The following is a 13,898-nucleotide window of genomic DNA, read 5'->3' on the forward strand; positions in this document are numbered from 1 at the left end:
TTGTTCCCATGGTGCATCAGCAGAGGTCACAGGGGCGCCTGTCACAGACCGGTGACACAGAAGACATCGTCGCGCTGCTCGCGCCACGCCTCGCGCACTTCGCCGGCGTGGCCCGCACCGAGCACGTCACCCGTGCCGCGCAGGAGATGCAGGTCCCGCAGTCCACGCTGTCGCGGGCCATGGCCCGGCTCGAGGCGGACCTCGGCGTCGACCTCTTCGCCCGCCGGGGCCGCACCGTCTCCCTGACCCCCGCGGGCCGCACCTTCCTCGCCTCCGTCGAACGCGCCCTCGCCGAGATCGAGCGCGCCGCCGACGAGGTGCGCGCCGACGCCGACCCGGCCACCGGCAAGGTCGCCTTCGGCTTCCTGCACACCATGGGCGCCGAGACCGTGCCCGGTCTCATCCACGCCTTCCGCGCCGACCACCCCCGCGTCCGCTTCAGCCTCGTCCAGAACTACGGCGAGGCCATGCTGGAGCGGCTGCGGGCCGGCGAGCTCGACCTGTGCCTGACGTCTCCCGTGCCGGACGCGCCCGACCTCGTGGCCCGCCGCCTGGACGAGCAGAAGCTGCGCCTGGTCGTCCCCGCCGACCACCGCCTCGCCGCCCGCCGCCGCATCCGCCTGGCCGAGGCCGCCGACGAGACCTTCGTGACCCTGGAACCCGGCTACGGCCTGCGCCGCATCACCGACGACCTGTGCCGCGAGGCCGGCTTCAAGCCGCGCGTCGCCTTCGAGGGGGAGGAGGCCGAGACGCTGCGGGGCCTGGTCGCGGCGGGCCTCGGGGTCGCCCTGCTGCCCCCGCCGGCCGTCCCCCGCCCGGGCGTCGTCGAACTGACGGTGACGGCCCCGCGCGCGGTCCGGGAGATCGGCGTGGCCTGGCTGGAGGGCCACCCGGACACACCGCCGGTGGCGGCGTTCAAGAAGTTCCTGCTGTCGAAACGAGGCAGGCTGCTCCACACCTGAGCGGGGACATCTCCTGCTCCCGGCCTGGGCGGGGACGTCCCCTACCGCCGCAACGTCCTGCCGAACCCCGCCGCCAGCGGCATCCGCAAGCCCAGCGGCGGCGGAGCCGCGAGCGCGTCCTGGACCGGCCGTGAGAACACCCGCCCGAACAACGTGCCCATGACGAAGTCCGAGGCGAGCGCGACGACCTCGTCCCGGTACTGCCGCAACCCGTGCCCGTCGGAGTGGACTTCGAACCGGCACACGTCCCGGTTCACCTTCTTCGCCCGCTCCGCGAACCGGAACGACCGCTCGGGATCGGCCCGCTCGTCGTTCGTGCCGTGCACGATCAGCACCCGGCGCCCGACGAGCTGCTTCACCGGTTCGGACGAGGCCGCCACGTCGTCCCCGGGCAGCCAAGGGGCGATCGCCACCACGGAGTCGACGGTCTCGTGCCCGCCCGCGTGCAGCGCGGCCCGGCCGCCCATGCCGAGACCGGCGAGGCACACCGGCACGTCCCCGTAGCGCCGTACGGCCTCCTCGACGGCCCACGCGGCATCGCGGGCCAGGTGCGCCTCGCCGCCGTTCCAGCCGCGGTAGCGGTAGTGCACCACGTGGACGGCCAGGCCCTCGTCGCGCCCCAGCCGGGCCAGCCGGCGCCCCAGCCCGCGCACCGGGGCGGCCGCCGTCACCGGAGAGGGCCTGCGACCGGACACCTCCTGGCCGCCCGGGAGCAGCAGCACCGCCCCGCCCACCGCCGCCGGCTCCGGGCCGAACGTCCTCCCCAGCCGGGCCGTGCGAACCGGCGTCGCCTGCTCTGTCATGACAGCAACAGTGTCAGAAGCACCGGTGTACGCCACCCGTCCGGGCGGTCACCGTTACATATCGACGGATGTGTACAGGGGACGATCTACGCGCGTAGGAGTTAGAGTGCGGAAATGACGAGCCAGACTGCCCACACGGGGAACACCCCGAGCTCGGACCAGATCCGCCGGGCGCCCAAGGTTCTGCTGCACGACCACCTCGACGGCGGGCTCCGCCCGGCCACGGTCGTCGAACTCGCCCGCGACGCCGGGTACACCCAACTCCCCGAGACCGACCCGGAAAAGCTCGGCCTGTGGTTCCGGGAGGCCGCCGACTCCGGTTCCCTCGAACGATACTTGGAGACCTTCTCGCACACCGTCGGTGTCATGCAGACCCGCGACGCCCTCGTCCGGGTCGCCCGCGAGTGCGCCGAGGACCTCGCCGCGGACGGCGTCGTCTACGCCGAGGTGCGCTACGCCCCCGAGCAGCACCTGGAGGGCGGGCTGAGCCTGGAGGAGGTCGTCGAGGCCGTCAACGAGGGCTTCCGGGAGGGGGAGCGGTCCGCGCTCGCGGCCGGGCACCGGATCCGCGTCGGCGCCCTGCTCACCGCCATGCGGCACGCGGCCCGCTCCCTGGAGATCGCCGAACTCGCCAACCGCTACCGGGACACGGGCGTCGTCGGCTTCGACATCGCGGGCGCGGAGGCCGGTTACCCGCCCACCCGGCACCTGGACGCCTTCGAGTACCTGAAGCGGGAGAACAACCACTTCACGATCCACGCCGGCGAGGCCTTCGGCCTGCCCTCCATCTGGCAGGCCCTGCAGTGGTGCGGCGCCGACCGGCTCGGGCACGGGGTACGCATCATCGACGACATCCAGGTGCACGAGGACGGCACGGTCGAACTCGGACGGCTGGCCTCCTACGTCCGCGACAAGCGCATCCCGCTGGAGATGTGCCCCAGCTCCAACCTCCAGACCGGCGCGGCGCCGTCGTACGCCGAGCATCCGATCGGACTGCTGCGGCGGCTGCTGTTCCGCGTCACGGTCAACACGGACAACCGGCTCATGTCCCACACCAGCATGAGCCGGGAATTCGAGAACCTTGTCGAGGTGTTCGGTTACACGCTCGACGACATGCAGTGGTTCTCCGTCAATGCGATGAAATCAGCGTTCATTCCTTTCGATGAACGACTGGCGATGATCAATGACGTGATCAAGCCCGGATATGCGGCGCTGAAATCCGAATGGCTGTTCAGGGGGGCCGCGTTCACCAGCGGTTCTGTGGGATCGGAGGGCTGACCGAGGAGGGCGGGGGAGCGAGCGGTCTTCACCATCCGTCCGCATTTCCGTGTTTGCGGCGGGTGGCTCGGCATGTTTACGGTCTTGGACCGCTCAGTTCCCCGTCTTCCATTCAAGGACGCATTTTCATGAAGCAGTCTGCCGCCAAGACCCTCGGTGTCGCCGCCCTCGGTGCCGCTTTCGCCGCCGCCGGCGCGGGCGCCGCGAACGCCGTGCCGGCCGCCCCGGACGCGGGCCAGGTCCTCGGCTCCGTCGGCTCCGTCAGCAAGGCGCTCCCGACGGAGAACGTCAGCAAGACGCTGCCGGAGACCGGCAAGGCACTGAACCAGGCCAATCCCACGGTCAAGAAGGGACTCACCGCCAAGAAGCCGGTCGCAAAGAAGCTCGGGAAGGGCCCGGCCAAGCCGGTCACCGGCCTGCTCGGCGGGCTGCCGGTGCAGGGGCTGCCGACGCACGGTGTGCCGGTGAACGGTGTGCCGCTGGGCTGAGTCGGCCATATCGGGACATCATCACGGTCGGGGCGCACCCCTTGCTTCAGGGTGCGCCCCGACGGCGTTTCACGGTCCGAACGGATCTACCAGGCCGAACCGGCCCTGTCCTCCGAGGGCAGCAGGACCCACAGTGCGATGTACACCAGGAACTGCGGACCCGGCAGCAGGCAGGAGAGCAGGAAGAGCACGCGCATCGTCGTCGCGGAGGTACCGAAGCGCCGAGCCAGCGCGGCGCACACTCCGCCGATCATGCGGCCGTGGGTGGGGCGGGCAAGGGCGGTCATCCGAACTCCTCCATGAGTCGTAGTGCGGGGCCTCCTCGTCGGCTGCCCCGTCCCATGACCACGTTATGGAGATGAAGGAGGCAAAGCGTCGCCCCACGGGGCGAGGCCGACCCTGGGAATCGTCGGGGTGCGGCCCTGAGGCGGATCCTCCTGGCGTACGGCCGACTGGTCCCGGCGTTCGGCCCTGTGGCGGAGGTGGGAGCGGCCCGCGGGGACGATCACGAGGTGGGCGAGGGCCACTCCCACGGTGTTGAGCAGCAGGGTGTCCACGTCCACGACCCGGCCGGGCACGCCGGTCTGCAGCAGCGCTATGCCCAGCGAGATCAAGGCGCCGGCGGCCAGCGTACGGATCAGGGAGGCAACCGGGGAGACACGGAGCCTGCCGTGGGCCATCGGCAGCAGGACACCCAGCGGAGCGAGCAGCGCGAGCCCCTCGCCGATGCGCCGGGCCGCCTCGAGCCGGCCCAGGTCCAGGTCGGCGCGGATGGTGGCGAACGGGCGCAGGTTGGGCGGTGTCACCCAGGGGACGTCCAGTGGACGCAGCGTGAGCCAGGCGACGAGCGCGAGATGGGTGACAAGGAGGACACCCCCTGTCACACGGACGTGGATCGCGGCGCTGCCGCCGATGGAGCCTTGACGCTGCACGTTCCCCTAGACGCGCCCCTCGGCACGGTCGGTTCCGGCAGGCGGGCACGCACCGCAGTGCGTGCTGTGTCACACGCGTCCGGCCGCCCGTGTGTCAGTCGCCGGTCACCTGGGACGACGGCGGCTTCGTGGCGCCCGGCCGGGAGCGCAGCTCCTCGCTGCACTGGTAGCGGAGCAGCCGGGTGCCGTCCGGGCCGCCGAGGACCACGGAGCCGTCGCCCTCGGTGGCCGCCGAGTCGGACAGTGTGCAGACGATCTGCGCGAGGGCGTACGGGGTGAGGCCGCCCGGTGCGGCGCTCAGCCGGAGCGTCTCCTCGGGGTCCTTGGGGCGCGGTCCGGTGACGGTCAGACCGCCGGGAACGTGCGTGGTGTACCCGGCCGCCGACTCGCCGGCCGACGGTGTCGCGGCGAGCTGGTCGAGCAGCCCCTGCGCCACGATCACGCGCCGCTGCGCGTCCGCCGTGTTCTCCGGGACTCGTACGGTCCGGTCGACGGTCACCAGCGACGAGCCGCACAGCAGGAACACCTGTACGGGCACGCCGCGCGGGGACTGCGTGGTCACGTTCGGCTGGGACAGCGAACAGGGCACGCGGGAGGGCGCGGCGCCGAAGTCCGTGGGCACCTCGGTGGGGCGGATCCCGCAGCCGGCGAGCAGCAGGGCCAGGGCGGGGAGCGCCGGCAGGAGTCGGCGTATGTTCATCGGACCTTCCCCTTCGAGTCGCTGCCCTCGCTCTTGCCGCCCTCGCTCTTGGCGTTCTCCGTCTTCTCCGTCTTCTTCGTCTTCTTCGTCTTCTCCGCCGCGAGTGCCGAGGCGTCCCGCGGCAGCCGCAGCGTGAACACCGCGCCGCCCTCGGGGGAGTTGGCCACGCTGATGCCGCCGCCGTGGATGTGGGCGTTGTTCAGGGCGATCGACAGGCCGAGGCCGCTGCCCTCGGAGCGCGGCCGGGAGGCGCTCGCCTTGTAGAACCGGTCGAAGACGTGCGGCAGGACCTCCTCCGGAATGCCGGGGCCGTGGTCGCGGACCTGGATGACGATCTCCTCGTCCGCCTCGTGGACCGAGACCCGCACCGGCGAGCCGCCGTGCTTGAGCGCGTTGCCGATGAGGTTGGCGAGGATGACGTCCAGACGGCGCGGGTCGAGCCGGGCGTGGATGCCGCGCTCGGCGTCCAGCTCGACCGCGTCCAGCCAGGCACGGGCGTCGATGCAGGCGGTGATCTGGTCGGCGACGTCGACGTCGTCCAGGACGAGCCGGGCCGTGCCCGCGTCGAAGCGGGTGACCTCCATCAGGTTCTCGACCAGGTCGTTCAGCCGCCGGGTCTCGCTGACCACGAGCCGGACCGCGGGCTCGACCATCGGGTCGATGCCGCCGCTCTCGGAGTCCAGCTCCTCCTCCAGCACCTCCGTCACGGCGGTGATGGCGGTCAGCGGCGTACGCAGCTCATGGCTCATGTCCGCGACGAAGCGGCGGGAGGACTCGTCGCGGGCGGCCATGTCGGCGACCCGCTTCTCCAGTGCCTCGGCCGCGTTGTTGAACGTGCGGGACAGGTCGGCGAGTTCGTCGGTGCCGGACACCCTGAGCCGGGTGTCGAGCTTGCCCTCGCCGAGCCGGCGCGCGGCGATTCCCAGCCGGTGCACCGGCTTCAGCACGGTCGTGGCGGCGGCCTGGGCGAGCAGCGCGGCGCCGATCAGCGCCAGGCCGGTGGCGACGCCCAGCGACCAGGCCAGCGAGGTGAGGTCCTTGGCCTCCGGCTCCAGCGACTTGAGCATGTAGCCGGTCGGACCACCCCCGACCATCCTGGTCCCGGCGACGAGGTACGGCGTGCCGTGCCGGACGACCCGCTGCCAGTACAGGTGGTACGGCGTCTTGTTGGCCGAGGACAGCGGCTGCCGCTTGTTCACCGCGGTGCGCAGCGACTCGGGCACGTCCTGGAGCGAGAAGCCGCTCAGGCCGCCGGAGTTGCCGTACACCGTGCGGCCGTTCGTGTCCTGGCCGACCAGCAGCACGCTGAAGCGCTGGCTGCTGCCCGCCATCTGGCCGGCGGTGTGCTGCAGTTGGTCCTGCGTCGGGTGCGCCGGCAGCGAGCCCGCGCGGTACTGCATCTCCTGCTGGAAGTCGCGCAGCACCGCGTCCTGGGCGCGGGTCAGCACCGCCTCGCGGTTGAGCCAGTAGGCGATCCCGGACGCCGACACGGCGGCGGTCAGCGCGACCAGCGAGAAGACGACGACCACCCGCAGGCGCAGACTGGTGAACCGCAACCGGGACAGTGCTCCCCTGCGCTTCGAGGCCCAGCCATGGAGCCCCCCGTGCTGTTCGGTCACAGTGTCCTACCGTTCGCTTCCCCGCCCGCGCGGCACAGAGGTGCGGCTGTCGCGCTCGGCTGCGGGCCGGTGTCCCGCCCGCAGCCCGCCACCACCCTCGATCGACTGCGCTGTGCGCAGGACGCGTTGACGCGTGCGTCGCTCACGACGGCGTATCCAGGCGGTAACCGACTCCGCGTACGGTGCGGATCAGCGTCGGGGACGACGGCACGTCCTCGACCTTGGCGCGCAGCCGCTGCACACAGGCGTCCACGAGCCGGGAGTCACCGAGGTAGTCGTGCTCCCACACCAGCCGCAGCAGCTGCTGCCGGGACAGCGCCTGCCCGGGCCGCCGGCTCAGCTCCAGCAGCAGCCTGAGCTCGGTCGGGGTCAGCTGCAGGTCCTCGCCGTTCTTCGTCACCGTCATCGCCGCACGGTCGATGACGAGGTTGCCGAAGGTCGCCGAGTCGTTCGCCTCCCGCTCGCCGCGGCGCAGCACGGCCCGGATCCGGGCGTCCAGCACCCGGCCCTGGACCGGTTTGACGACGTAGTCGTCCGCTCCGGACTCCAGCCCGACCACCACGTCGATGTCGTCGCTGCGCGCGGTGAGCAGAATGATCGGCAGCTGGTCCGTGCGCCGGATGCGCCGGCACACCTCGAACCCGTCGATGCCGGGCAGCATCACGTCCAGCACGATCAGGTCCGGCCGCTGCTCGCGCAGCATCTTCAGACCGTCCTCACCACTGGCAGCGGTGGCCACCCGGTGTCCCTGGCGCGTCAGTGAGAGCTCCAGGGCCGTCCGGATGGCGTCGTCGTCCTCGATCAGCAACAGGGAAGGCACGGACCTCATTCTGGCGCATACGGGGGTGGGCTTTCGACTCCCGGAGAGCTACGCGCGGGTAGCGCCGTGTCGCGGCCCCTGTGACAGGTCTGTGACAGTCGGGGGACATGGCCATGAAGTCGCGCAGGCAAGATTTTCGGCACAGGCAAGGAAGCACGGAAGCACGACGGAACAGCCGGAACTCCGGAACTCCACGACGGGGGGCGCGAGATGAACACGCTGCACAGCACCAGCAACAGCGCAGTGGTCACGCGTCTGCACGACATGGGCCGGAGTTCGGAGAAGTCCGGTGCCGTGAGCCCGCGGGGGTGCGCTCGCGGCACCGGGCGTCAGCACACCGCGTACATGACGGTGGTTGACGCGCACACGGGGGAAACGCACGGGGGAACCGCGTACGGGGAGGGCTCGGGGGAGCGCCGCACCCTGTCGGAGGTGGAGTTCACCGCCTACGTCCAGGAGCGCCGCGCCTCCCTGTACGCAACCGCCTACCACCTCACCGGAGACCGCTTCGAGGCCGAGGACCTGCTGCAGAGCGCGCTGTTCTCGACGTACCGGGCGTGGGACCGGATCAGCGACAAGGCGGCGGTCGGCGGATACCTCCGCCGCACCATGACCAACCTGCACATCAGCGCCTGGCGGCGCCGCAAGCTCAACGAGTACCCGACCGAGGAACTGCCGGAGACGCCCGGCGACACGGACGCCATGCGCGGCACCGAACTGCGCGCCGTCCTGTGGCAGGCGCTCGCCCGGCTGCCCGAACTCCAGCGCACCATGCTGGTCCTGCGCTACTACGAGGGCCGCACGGACCCGGAGATCGCGGACATCCTCGGCATCAGTGTCGGCACGGTGAAGTCCAGCATCTGGCGCTCCCTGCGCCGGCTGCGCGAGGACGAGGTCCTCAGCTTCGGCCGTGACCAGGAGGAGTCCTTCGGCGAGCTCGTCGCCTGAACCGGCCGAAGGACAGGGGGAAACGGGGGAAAGGGGAGGAAAAGGGGGGGGACGGGGGAAGTCCGGGGGGACACCGGGGAACGGGGAAACCGGGGGACAACACGGGGGAACGTGGGGGAGCACCAAGGGAGCGGGGCTGGAGGGCCGGGGGTCCGTCCAGCCCCGCTTTCGCGTGCGGGTGCGGGTGCGCGGGGTCCGTACGCCCGCGCACCGTAAGCCGGTTGGGCCGGTCATGCCGGTCATGCCGATTACGTCGCTTACGCCGCCGTCCGCGCCTGTGTCCGACGCCCCGCCCCCGCTGCCGCCATCCGGCCCAGGGCCTCGTCCCGGTCGCAGGGGTGGGCGCCCAGTGCGACCTGACGGGCGACGATCGACCGCTCGGCGCGCATCAGCCGCCAGCCGCGGCGCAGCAGGAACGGCACCGACTTGCGACCCTCCTTCAGATCCCGCAGGAACCGCCGGCGGAAGGTGGTGACCGGCCCGCGCGACAGGCACAGCGCGTCGGCCAGGACGCCCAGTTCCCGGCAGCGCTCCACGATCTCGGCGGCGAAGATGCCCTCCGCGATGAACAGCGGGGTGCGGCCGATGTGCAGAGGCTCCTCGCCGGTACGGGCGCTCAGGGAGATGTCGTAGACCGGCACCGTCGCGCCGCCCGTGGCGCACAGCCGGGTGATCGCCTCCACCGCGGCGTCCGCGTCCCACGAGCCGGGGTGGTCCCAGTCGATGTCCGAACTCCCCGCCACCAGCGGCAGGGTGGGGTCGTCACCCTCCTTGTAGAAGTCGTCGAGGCGCAGCACGGGCAGTCCGGAGCGGGCGGCGACCAGGGACTTGCCCGAGCCCGAGGGGCCGCAGAGCAGCACGACACGGGCGGGTGACGGGAGATGAGGGCTCACGGAAGACCAGTCTGACGCATGGCGGCGCGCCTGCCGACCTCGCGGGGCGGCTTTGGAATGTGGCTTATGTCTCAACTACTCTGTGCGGCTTACTGGTTACCCAACGCAGTAGAAGGTGGCACCGGCAATGGCCCGACACGCGTCCTCCTCCCGCTCCACCGCCCGACGCGCCCTGCTCGCCGCAGCGACCGCAGGGGTCGCCCTGGGTGCGGGCGCGGCGACGGCCTCGGCGGACGTCCTCCCGGCCGCGGGCGGAGGCCACCGGCTCGGTCAGGCCGACCCGCAGGCGGCCGTGGGGACGCTGACCGGCACGGCCCACCACGTCACCGGCCCGGTCGTGGGCCTCAAGCCCAACCCCCTCGCGGGCACCGGCGTCGACCCGCTCGACAACAGCGTCGGCACCCAGGTCGCCGATTTCAGGCCGGCCGACTCGAAGATGCTCACCGGTCCGGTGGCCCAGGCCCCGTCGGTCGGCAGCATCCCGGTGGCGGGCCAGGCGCTCGGGTCGGTGCGCTGACGCCCGTAGTCACCTGTGGACATAGGTGAAAGAGCCGCGTCTCCCCGAAGGAAGGGGAGACGCGGCTCTCGTCTGCGGGGACGGCTCAGTACGACGAGCCGGAGGCGCCCAGTGCGCCCGTGGGGTGCCAGACCGTCTTCGTTTCCAGGAAGGCCGTCAGGCGGTCGATGCCCGGGGTCGCGGAGTAATCCACAGGCTGTGGACGCAGGACGCGCTTGAGGTTGTCCGCCGCCGCGGTCTCGAGCTCCTTGGCCAGGTCCTCGTCGGCGCCCGCCAGGTCGATCGCGTTGACGTCCTGGTGCGCGGCGAGGGGCGCGGCGATCTCCGCCGTGCGGCCGGACAGGACGTTGACGACACCGCCGGGCAGGTCGGAGGTGGCCAGCACCTCGCCCAGGGAGAGGGCGGGCAGCGGGGACTCCTCGGAGGCCACGACGACCGCCGTGTTGCCGGTCGCGATCACCGGGGCGACCACCGAGACCAGACCCAGGAACGACGACTCCTGCGGGGCCAGGACCGCCACGACACCCGTCGGTTCCGGCATGGAGAGGTTGAAGAACGGGCCCGCCACCGGGTTGCCGCCGCCCACCACCTGGGCGATCTTGTCGGTCCAGCCCGCGTACCAGACCCAGCGGTCGATCGCCGCATCCACCTGGGCGGCGGCCTTCGCCTTCGACAGGCCCTCCGCGTCGGCCACTTCGCGTACGAACTGCTCGCGGCGGCCCTCCAGCATCTCCGCGATGCGGTACAGGATCTGGCCGCGGTTGTACGCCGTCGCGCCGGACCACGCCCCGAACGCCTTGCGGGCCGCCACGACCGCGTCGCGGGCGTCCTTGCGGGAGGACAGGGGTGCGTTCGCCAGCCAGTTGCTCTTGGAGTCGGTCACCTCGTACACCCGGCCGCTCTCGGAACGCGGGAACTTCCCGCCGACGTACAGCTTGTAGGTCTTGAAGACCGACAGTCGGGGCTCGGTCTTTTCCGTCTTATCGGACATCGAGGTACGCCTCCAGGCCGTGGCGGCCGCCCTCGCGGCCGAAGCCCGACTCCTTGTAGCCGCCGAACGGCGAGGTCGGATCGAACTTGTTGAACGTGTTGGACCAGATCACTCCCGCGCGCAGCTTGTTCGCCACCGCCAGGATGCGGGAGCCCTTCTCCGTCCAGATGCCGGCGGAGAGGCCGTACGGAGTGTTGTTGGCCTTGGCGACGGCCTCGTCCGGGGTGCGGAAGGTGAGGACGGACAGCACCGGACCGAAGATCTCGTCGCGGGCGATGGTGTGCGCCTGGGTGACGTTCGTGAACAGCGTCGGGGCGAACCAGTAGCCGGAGGAGGGCAGTTCGCAGGCCGGCGACCAGCGCTCGGCGCCCTCCGCCTCGCCCTGCTCGGCGAGCGCGGTGATCCGGGCCAGCTGCTCGGCGGAGTTGATCGCGCCGATGTCGGTGTTCTTGTCCATCGGGTCGCCCAGGCGCAGGGTGGCCAGACGGCGCTTGAGCGAGTCCAGCAGCTCGTCGTGGACCGACTCCTGGACCAGCAGGCGGGAGCCCGCGCAGCAGACCTGGCCCTGGTTGAAGAAGATGCCGTTGACGATTCCCTCGACGGCCTGGTCGATCGGGGCGTCGTCGAAGACGATGTTGGCGCCCTTGCCGCCGAGTTCGAGGGTGAGCTTCTTGTGGGTGCCGGCCACCGTGCGGGCGATCTGCTTGCCGACCGCCGTGGAGCCGGTGAAGGCGACCTTGTTCACGTCCGGGTGCGCGACGAGCGCGGCGCCCGCGTCGCCGTAGCCGGGGAGGATGTTGACGACACCCTTCGGCAGGCCCGCCTGGCGGCAGATGTCCGCGAAGAACAGCGCGGAGAGCGGGGTGGTCTCGGCGGGCTTGAGCACGACCGTGTTGCCGGTCGCGAGGGCCGGGGCGATCTTCCACGCCAGCATGAGCAGCGGGAAGTTCCAGGGGATGACCTGGCCGGCCACGCCCAGCGGCTTCGGGTCCGGGCCGAAGCCTGCGTGGTCCAGCTTGTCCGCCCAGCCGGCGTAGTAGAAGAAGTGGGCCGCCACCAGGGGAAGGTCGGCGTCCCGCGTCTCCCTGATCGGCTTGCCGTTGTCCAGCGTCTCCAGGACCGCCAGCTCGCGGCTGCGCTCCTGGATGATGCGGGCGATGCGGAACAGGTACTTGGCGCGCTCCGAGCCGGGCAGCGCCGACCACTTCCCGAAGGCCTTCCGGGCGGCCTTGACCGCGCGGTCCACATCTGCCTCACCGGCCTGGGCGACCTCGGAGAGGACCTCTTCGGTGCTCGGACTGATCGTCTTGAAGACCTTGCCGTCGGCGGCCTCGGTGAACTCTCCGTCGATGAACAGGCCGTAGGACGGAGCGATGTCGACGATCGCGCGCGACTCGGGCGCGGGTGCGTACTCGAATGCCATGGTGATCAGTCCACCGTCACGTAGTCGGGGCCGGAGTAGCGGCCGGTGGCCAGCTTCTGACGCTGCATCAGCAGGTCGTTCAGGAGCGAGGAGGCGCCGAAGCGGAACCAGTGGTTGTCCAGCCAGTCCTCGCCGACGGTCTCGTTGACCAGGACGAGGAACTTGATCGCGTCCTTGGAGGTGCGGATGCCGCCGGCCGGCTTCACACCGACCTGCACGCCGGTCTGCGCCCGGAAGTCACGGACGGCCTCCAGCATGAGCAGGGTGTTGGCCGGGGTGGCGTTGACGGCGACCTTGCCGGTGGAGGTCTTGATGAAGTCGGCGCCCGCCAGCATGCCGAGCCAGCTCGCCCGGCGGATGTTGTCGTACGTCGACAGCTCGCCGGTCTCGAAGATGACCTTCAGACGGGCGCTCGTCCCGCAGGCCTCCTTCACGGCGGTGATCTCGTCGTACACCTTCATGTAGTGGCCCGCGAGGAACGCCCCGCGGTCGATGACCATGTCGATCTCGTCGGCGCCCGCGGCGACCGCCTCGCGCACGTCCGCCAGCTTGACGCTCAGCGGCGCGCGGCCGGCCGGGAAGGCGGTGGCGACCGAGGCGACCTTCACGTCGGAGCCGGCGACGGCCTCCTTGGCGACGGCCACCATGTCGGGGTAGACGCAGACGGCCGCGGTGGCGGGGGTCGTACGGTCCGTCGGGTCGGGGTGGACCGCCTTGGCGCCGAGCGCCCGGACCTTGCCCGGGGTGTCCGCGCCTTCCAGCGTCGTCAGGTCGACCATCGAGATGGCGAGGTCGATGGCGTACGCCTTCGCGGTGGTCTTGATGGAACGGGTGCCGAGCGAGGCGGCGCGCGCCTCCAGGCCGACCGCGTCGACGCCGGGCAGCCCGTGGAGGAAACGGCGCAGCGTGCTGTCGGACGCGGTGACGTCGGCGAGTTCAGCGGGTGCAGCGGGTGCAGTGGTGGGCATGGTCACCAGGCGAGCATATCTACGCGCGTAGCGGCTGTACAGTCCCGAGGCTCATCTCGTCCGCTTCGGGGCGTCGTGCACAATCGGGGCCATGACGACGCCCGAGCACGAGTCCACCGCGCCGCAGCCGCAGGGCCCCGAGAACAAGGACCGGGTCTTCCGGTCGTCCGCCGGCATCGCGGGCGGTGTCCTGCTGCTCGCCATCATCGGGTGGCTGGGCATCGACGTGCTGGTCACCGGCCAGGGCCGCGAACCGTGGCTGGCGCTCGCCGCGATGATCCTCGTCGTGCCGCTCGTGGTCGCCTTCACCCTGCGGCCCGCCGTGTACGTCAACGCGGAGCGGCTGCGCGTCCGCAACCCCTTCCGCGTGATCGTGCTGCCCTGGGGCCAGGTCTCCGGGCTGCGCTCCGGCTACTCCAACGAGGTTCTCGACCGGTCCGCCGCCAAGTACCAGCTGTGGGCGTTGCCCGTCTCCCTGCGGGCGCGCAAGCGGGCCGCCCGGCAGGAGGCGCGGGCCGCTGCCGCGGGCGCACGCGAGGCGAGCGGCGCGGGTGGC

At 71.3% G+C, this 13,898-nt stretch carries 16 protein-coding genes; 6 read left to right on the top strand and 10 right to left on the bottom strand.

All coding sequences use genetic code 11. The features are described from left to right. Positions 1-8: 8 nt before the first annotated feature. Entirely contained in the window at positions 9-962 is a 954-nt protein-coding gene (locus tag DEP02_RS22980) for a LysR family transcriptional regulator (protein WP_112469589.1), read from the top strand. Between the two features lie 41 nt (positions 963-1,003). On the opposite strand, the gene DEP02_RS22985 is transcribed toward DEP02_RS22980, so the two are convergent. Further along, entirely contained in the window at positions 1,004-1,765 is a 762-nt protein-coding gene (locus DEP02_RS22985; RefSeq protein WP_112469590.1) for an alpha/beta hydrolase, read from the bottom strand. Positions 1,766-1,879: 114 nt separating this feature from the next. Here DEP02_RS22985 and DEP02_RS22990 point away from each other — a divergent pair, with 114 nt between their 5' ends. Together DEP02_RS22990 and DEP02_RS22995 are read left to right on the top strand one after the other, a co-directional pair. Next, positions 1,880-3,043, top strand: a complete 1,164-nt coding sequence (locus DEP02_RS22990; RefSeq protein ID WP_112469591.1) for an adenosine deaminase — start codon at positions 1,880-1,882, stop codon at positions 3,041-3,043. Between the two features lie 128 nt (positions 3,044-3,171). Continuing rightward, positions 3,172-3,531 carry an ATP-binding protein gene (locus DEP02_RS22995; RefSeq protein WP_112469592.1) on the top strand — a complete coding sequence of 120 codons (360 nt, stop codon included), beginning with the start codon at positions 3,172-3,174 and terminating at the stop codon, positions 3,529-3,531. A gap of 86 nt (positions 3,532-3,617) precedes the next feature. On the opposite strand, the gene DEP02_RS23000 is transcribed toward DEP02_RS22995, so the two are convergent. The 5 genes from DEP02_RS23000 to afsQ1 all read right to left on the bottom strand — a co-directional run bounded on the left by DEP02_RS23000 (position 3,618) and on the right by afsQ1 (position 7,602). Continuing rightward, the gene (locus DEP02_RS23000; protein WP_112469593.1) at positions 3,618-3,818 is read right to left on the bottom strand and encodes a PspC domain-containing protein; all 201 of its coding nucleotides are present in this window, start codon (positions 3,816-3,818) and stop codon (positions 3,618-3,620) included. 63 nt (positions 3,819-3,881) lie between these two features. Beyond that, a complete protein-coding gene (locus tag DEP02_RS23005; RefSeq protein ID WP_112469594.1) occupies positions 3,882-4,463 on the bottom strand; it encodes a VanZ family protein in 582 nt (193 codons plus the stop codon). Between the two features lie 94 nt (positions 4,464-4,557). Then, complete coding sequence (locus DEP02_RS23010; protein ID WP_112469595.1) at positions 4,558-5,163, bottom strand: hypothetical protein; 606 nt, start codon at positions 5,161-5,163, stop codon at positions 4,558-4,560. Further along, entirely contained in the window at positions 5,160-6,782 is a 1,623-nt protein-coding gene (locus DEP02_RS23015) for an ATP-binding protein (RefSeq protein ID WP_112469596.1), read from the bottom strand. Before DEP02_RS23015 ends, DEP02_RS23010 begins: the two co-directional genes overlap by 4 nt. 142 nt (positions 6,783-6,924) lie before the next feature. Next, entirely contained in the window at positions 6,925-7,602 is a 678-nt protein-coding gene (afsQ1, locus tag DEP02_RS23020) for a two-component system response regulator AfsQ1 (RefSeq protein ID WP_112469597.1), read from the bottom strand. Positions 7,603-7,812: 210 nt separating this feature from the next. Here afsQ1 and DEP02_RS23025 point away from each other — a divergent pair, with 210 nt between their 5' ends. Next, complete coding sequence (locus DEP02_RS23025; protein WP_112469598.1) at positions 7,813-8,550, top strand: SigE family RNA polymerase sigma factor; 738 nt, start codon at positions 7,813-7,815, stop codon at positions 8,548-8,550. Positions 8,551-8,807: 257 nt separating this feature from the next. Here the strand turns inward: DEP02_RS23025 and DEP02_RS23030 are convergent, their stop codons facing one another. Beyond that, positions 8,808-9,443, bottom strand: a complete 636-nt coding sequence (locus DEP02_RS23030; protein WP_232839244.1) for a uridine kinase family protein — start codon at positions 9,441-9,443, stop codon at positions 8,808-8,810. A 127-nt stretch (positions 9,444-9,570) separates the two neighbouring features. On the opposite strand from DEP02_RS23030, the gene DEP02_RS23035 reads away from it, so the two are divergent. Next, positions 9,571-9,960, top strand: a complete 390-nt coding sequence (locus DEP02_RS23035) for a hypothetical protein (protein WP_112469600.1) — start codon at positions 9,571-9,573, stop codon at positions 9,958-9,960. Between the two features lie 85 nt (positions 9,961-10,045). On the opposite strand, the gene DEP02_RS23040 is transcribed toward DEP02_RS23035, so the two are convergent. From DEP02_RS23040 to deoC, 3 genes are read right to left on the bottom strand one after another with little or no spacing between them, the layout of a single operon-like run. Next, positions 10,046-10,951, bottom strand: a complete 906-nt coding sequence (locus DEP02_RS23040; protein ID WP_112469601.1) for an aldehyde dehydrogenase family protein — start codon at positions 10,949-10,951, stop codon at positions 10,046-10,048. Further along, positions 10,941-12,380: an aldehyde dehydrogenase family protein gene (locus DEP02_RS23045; protein WP_112469602.1), complete on the bottom strand. Its 1,440-nt coding sequence runs from the start codon at positions 12,378-12,380 to the stop codon at positions 10,941-10,943. The genes DEP02_RS23040 and DEP02_RS23045 overlap by 11 nt, the downstream gene beginning before the upstream one ends. Further along, positions 12,380-13,342, bottom strand: a complete 963-nt coding sequence (deoC, locus tag DEP02_RS23050) for a deoxyribose-phosphate aldolase (protein WP_112469603.1) — start codon at positions 13,340-13,342, stop codon at positions 12,380-12,382. Before deoC ends, DEP02_RS23045 begins: the two co-directional genes overlap by 1 nt. A gap of 91 nt (positions 13,343-13,433) precedes the next feature. Here deoC and DEP02_RS23055 point away from each other — a divergent pair. Next, positions 13,434-13,898, top strand: a 465-nt coding sequence (locus DEP02_RS23055) for a PH domain-containing protein (RefSeq protein ID WP_198668545.1), incomplete at its 3' end; no start/stop codon positions are given.

The organism is Streptomyces triticisoli (assembly GCF_003270085.1).
In the GTDB taxonomy this organism is placed as follows: Bacteria; Actinomycetota; Actinomycetes; order Streptomycetales; family Streptomycetaceae; genus Streptomyces; species Streptomyces triticisoli.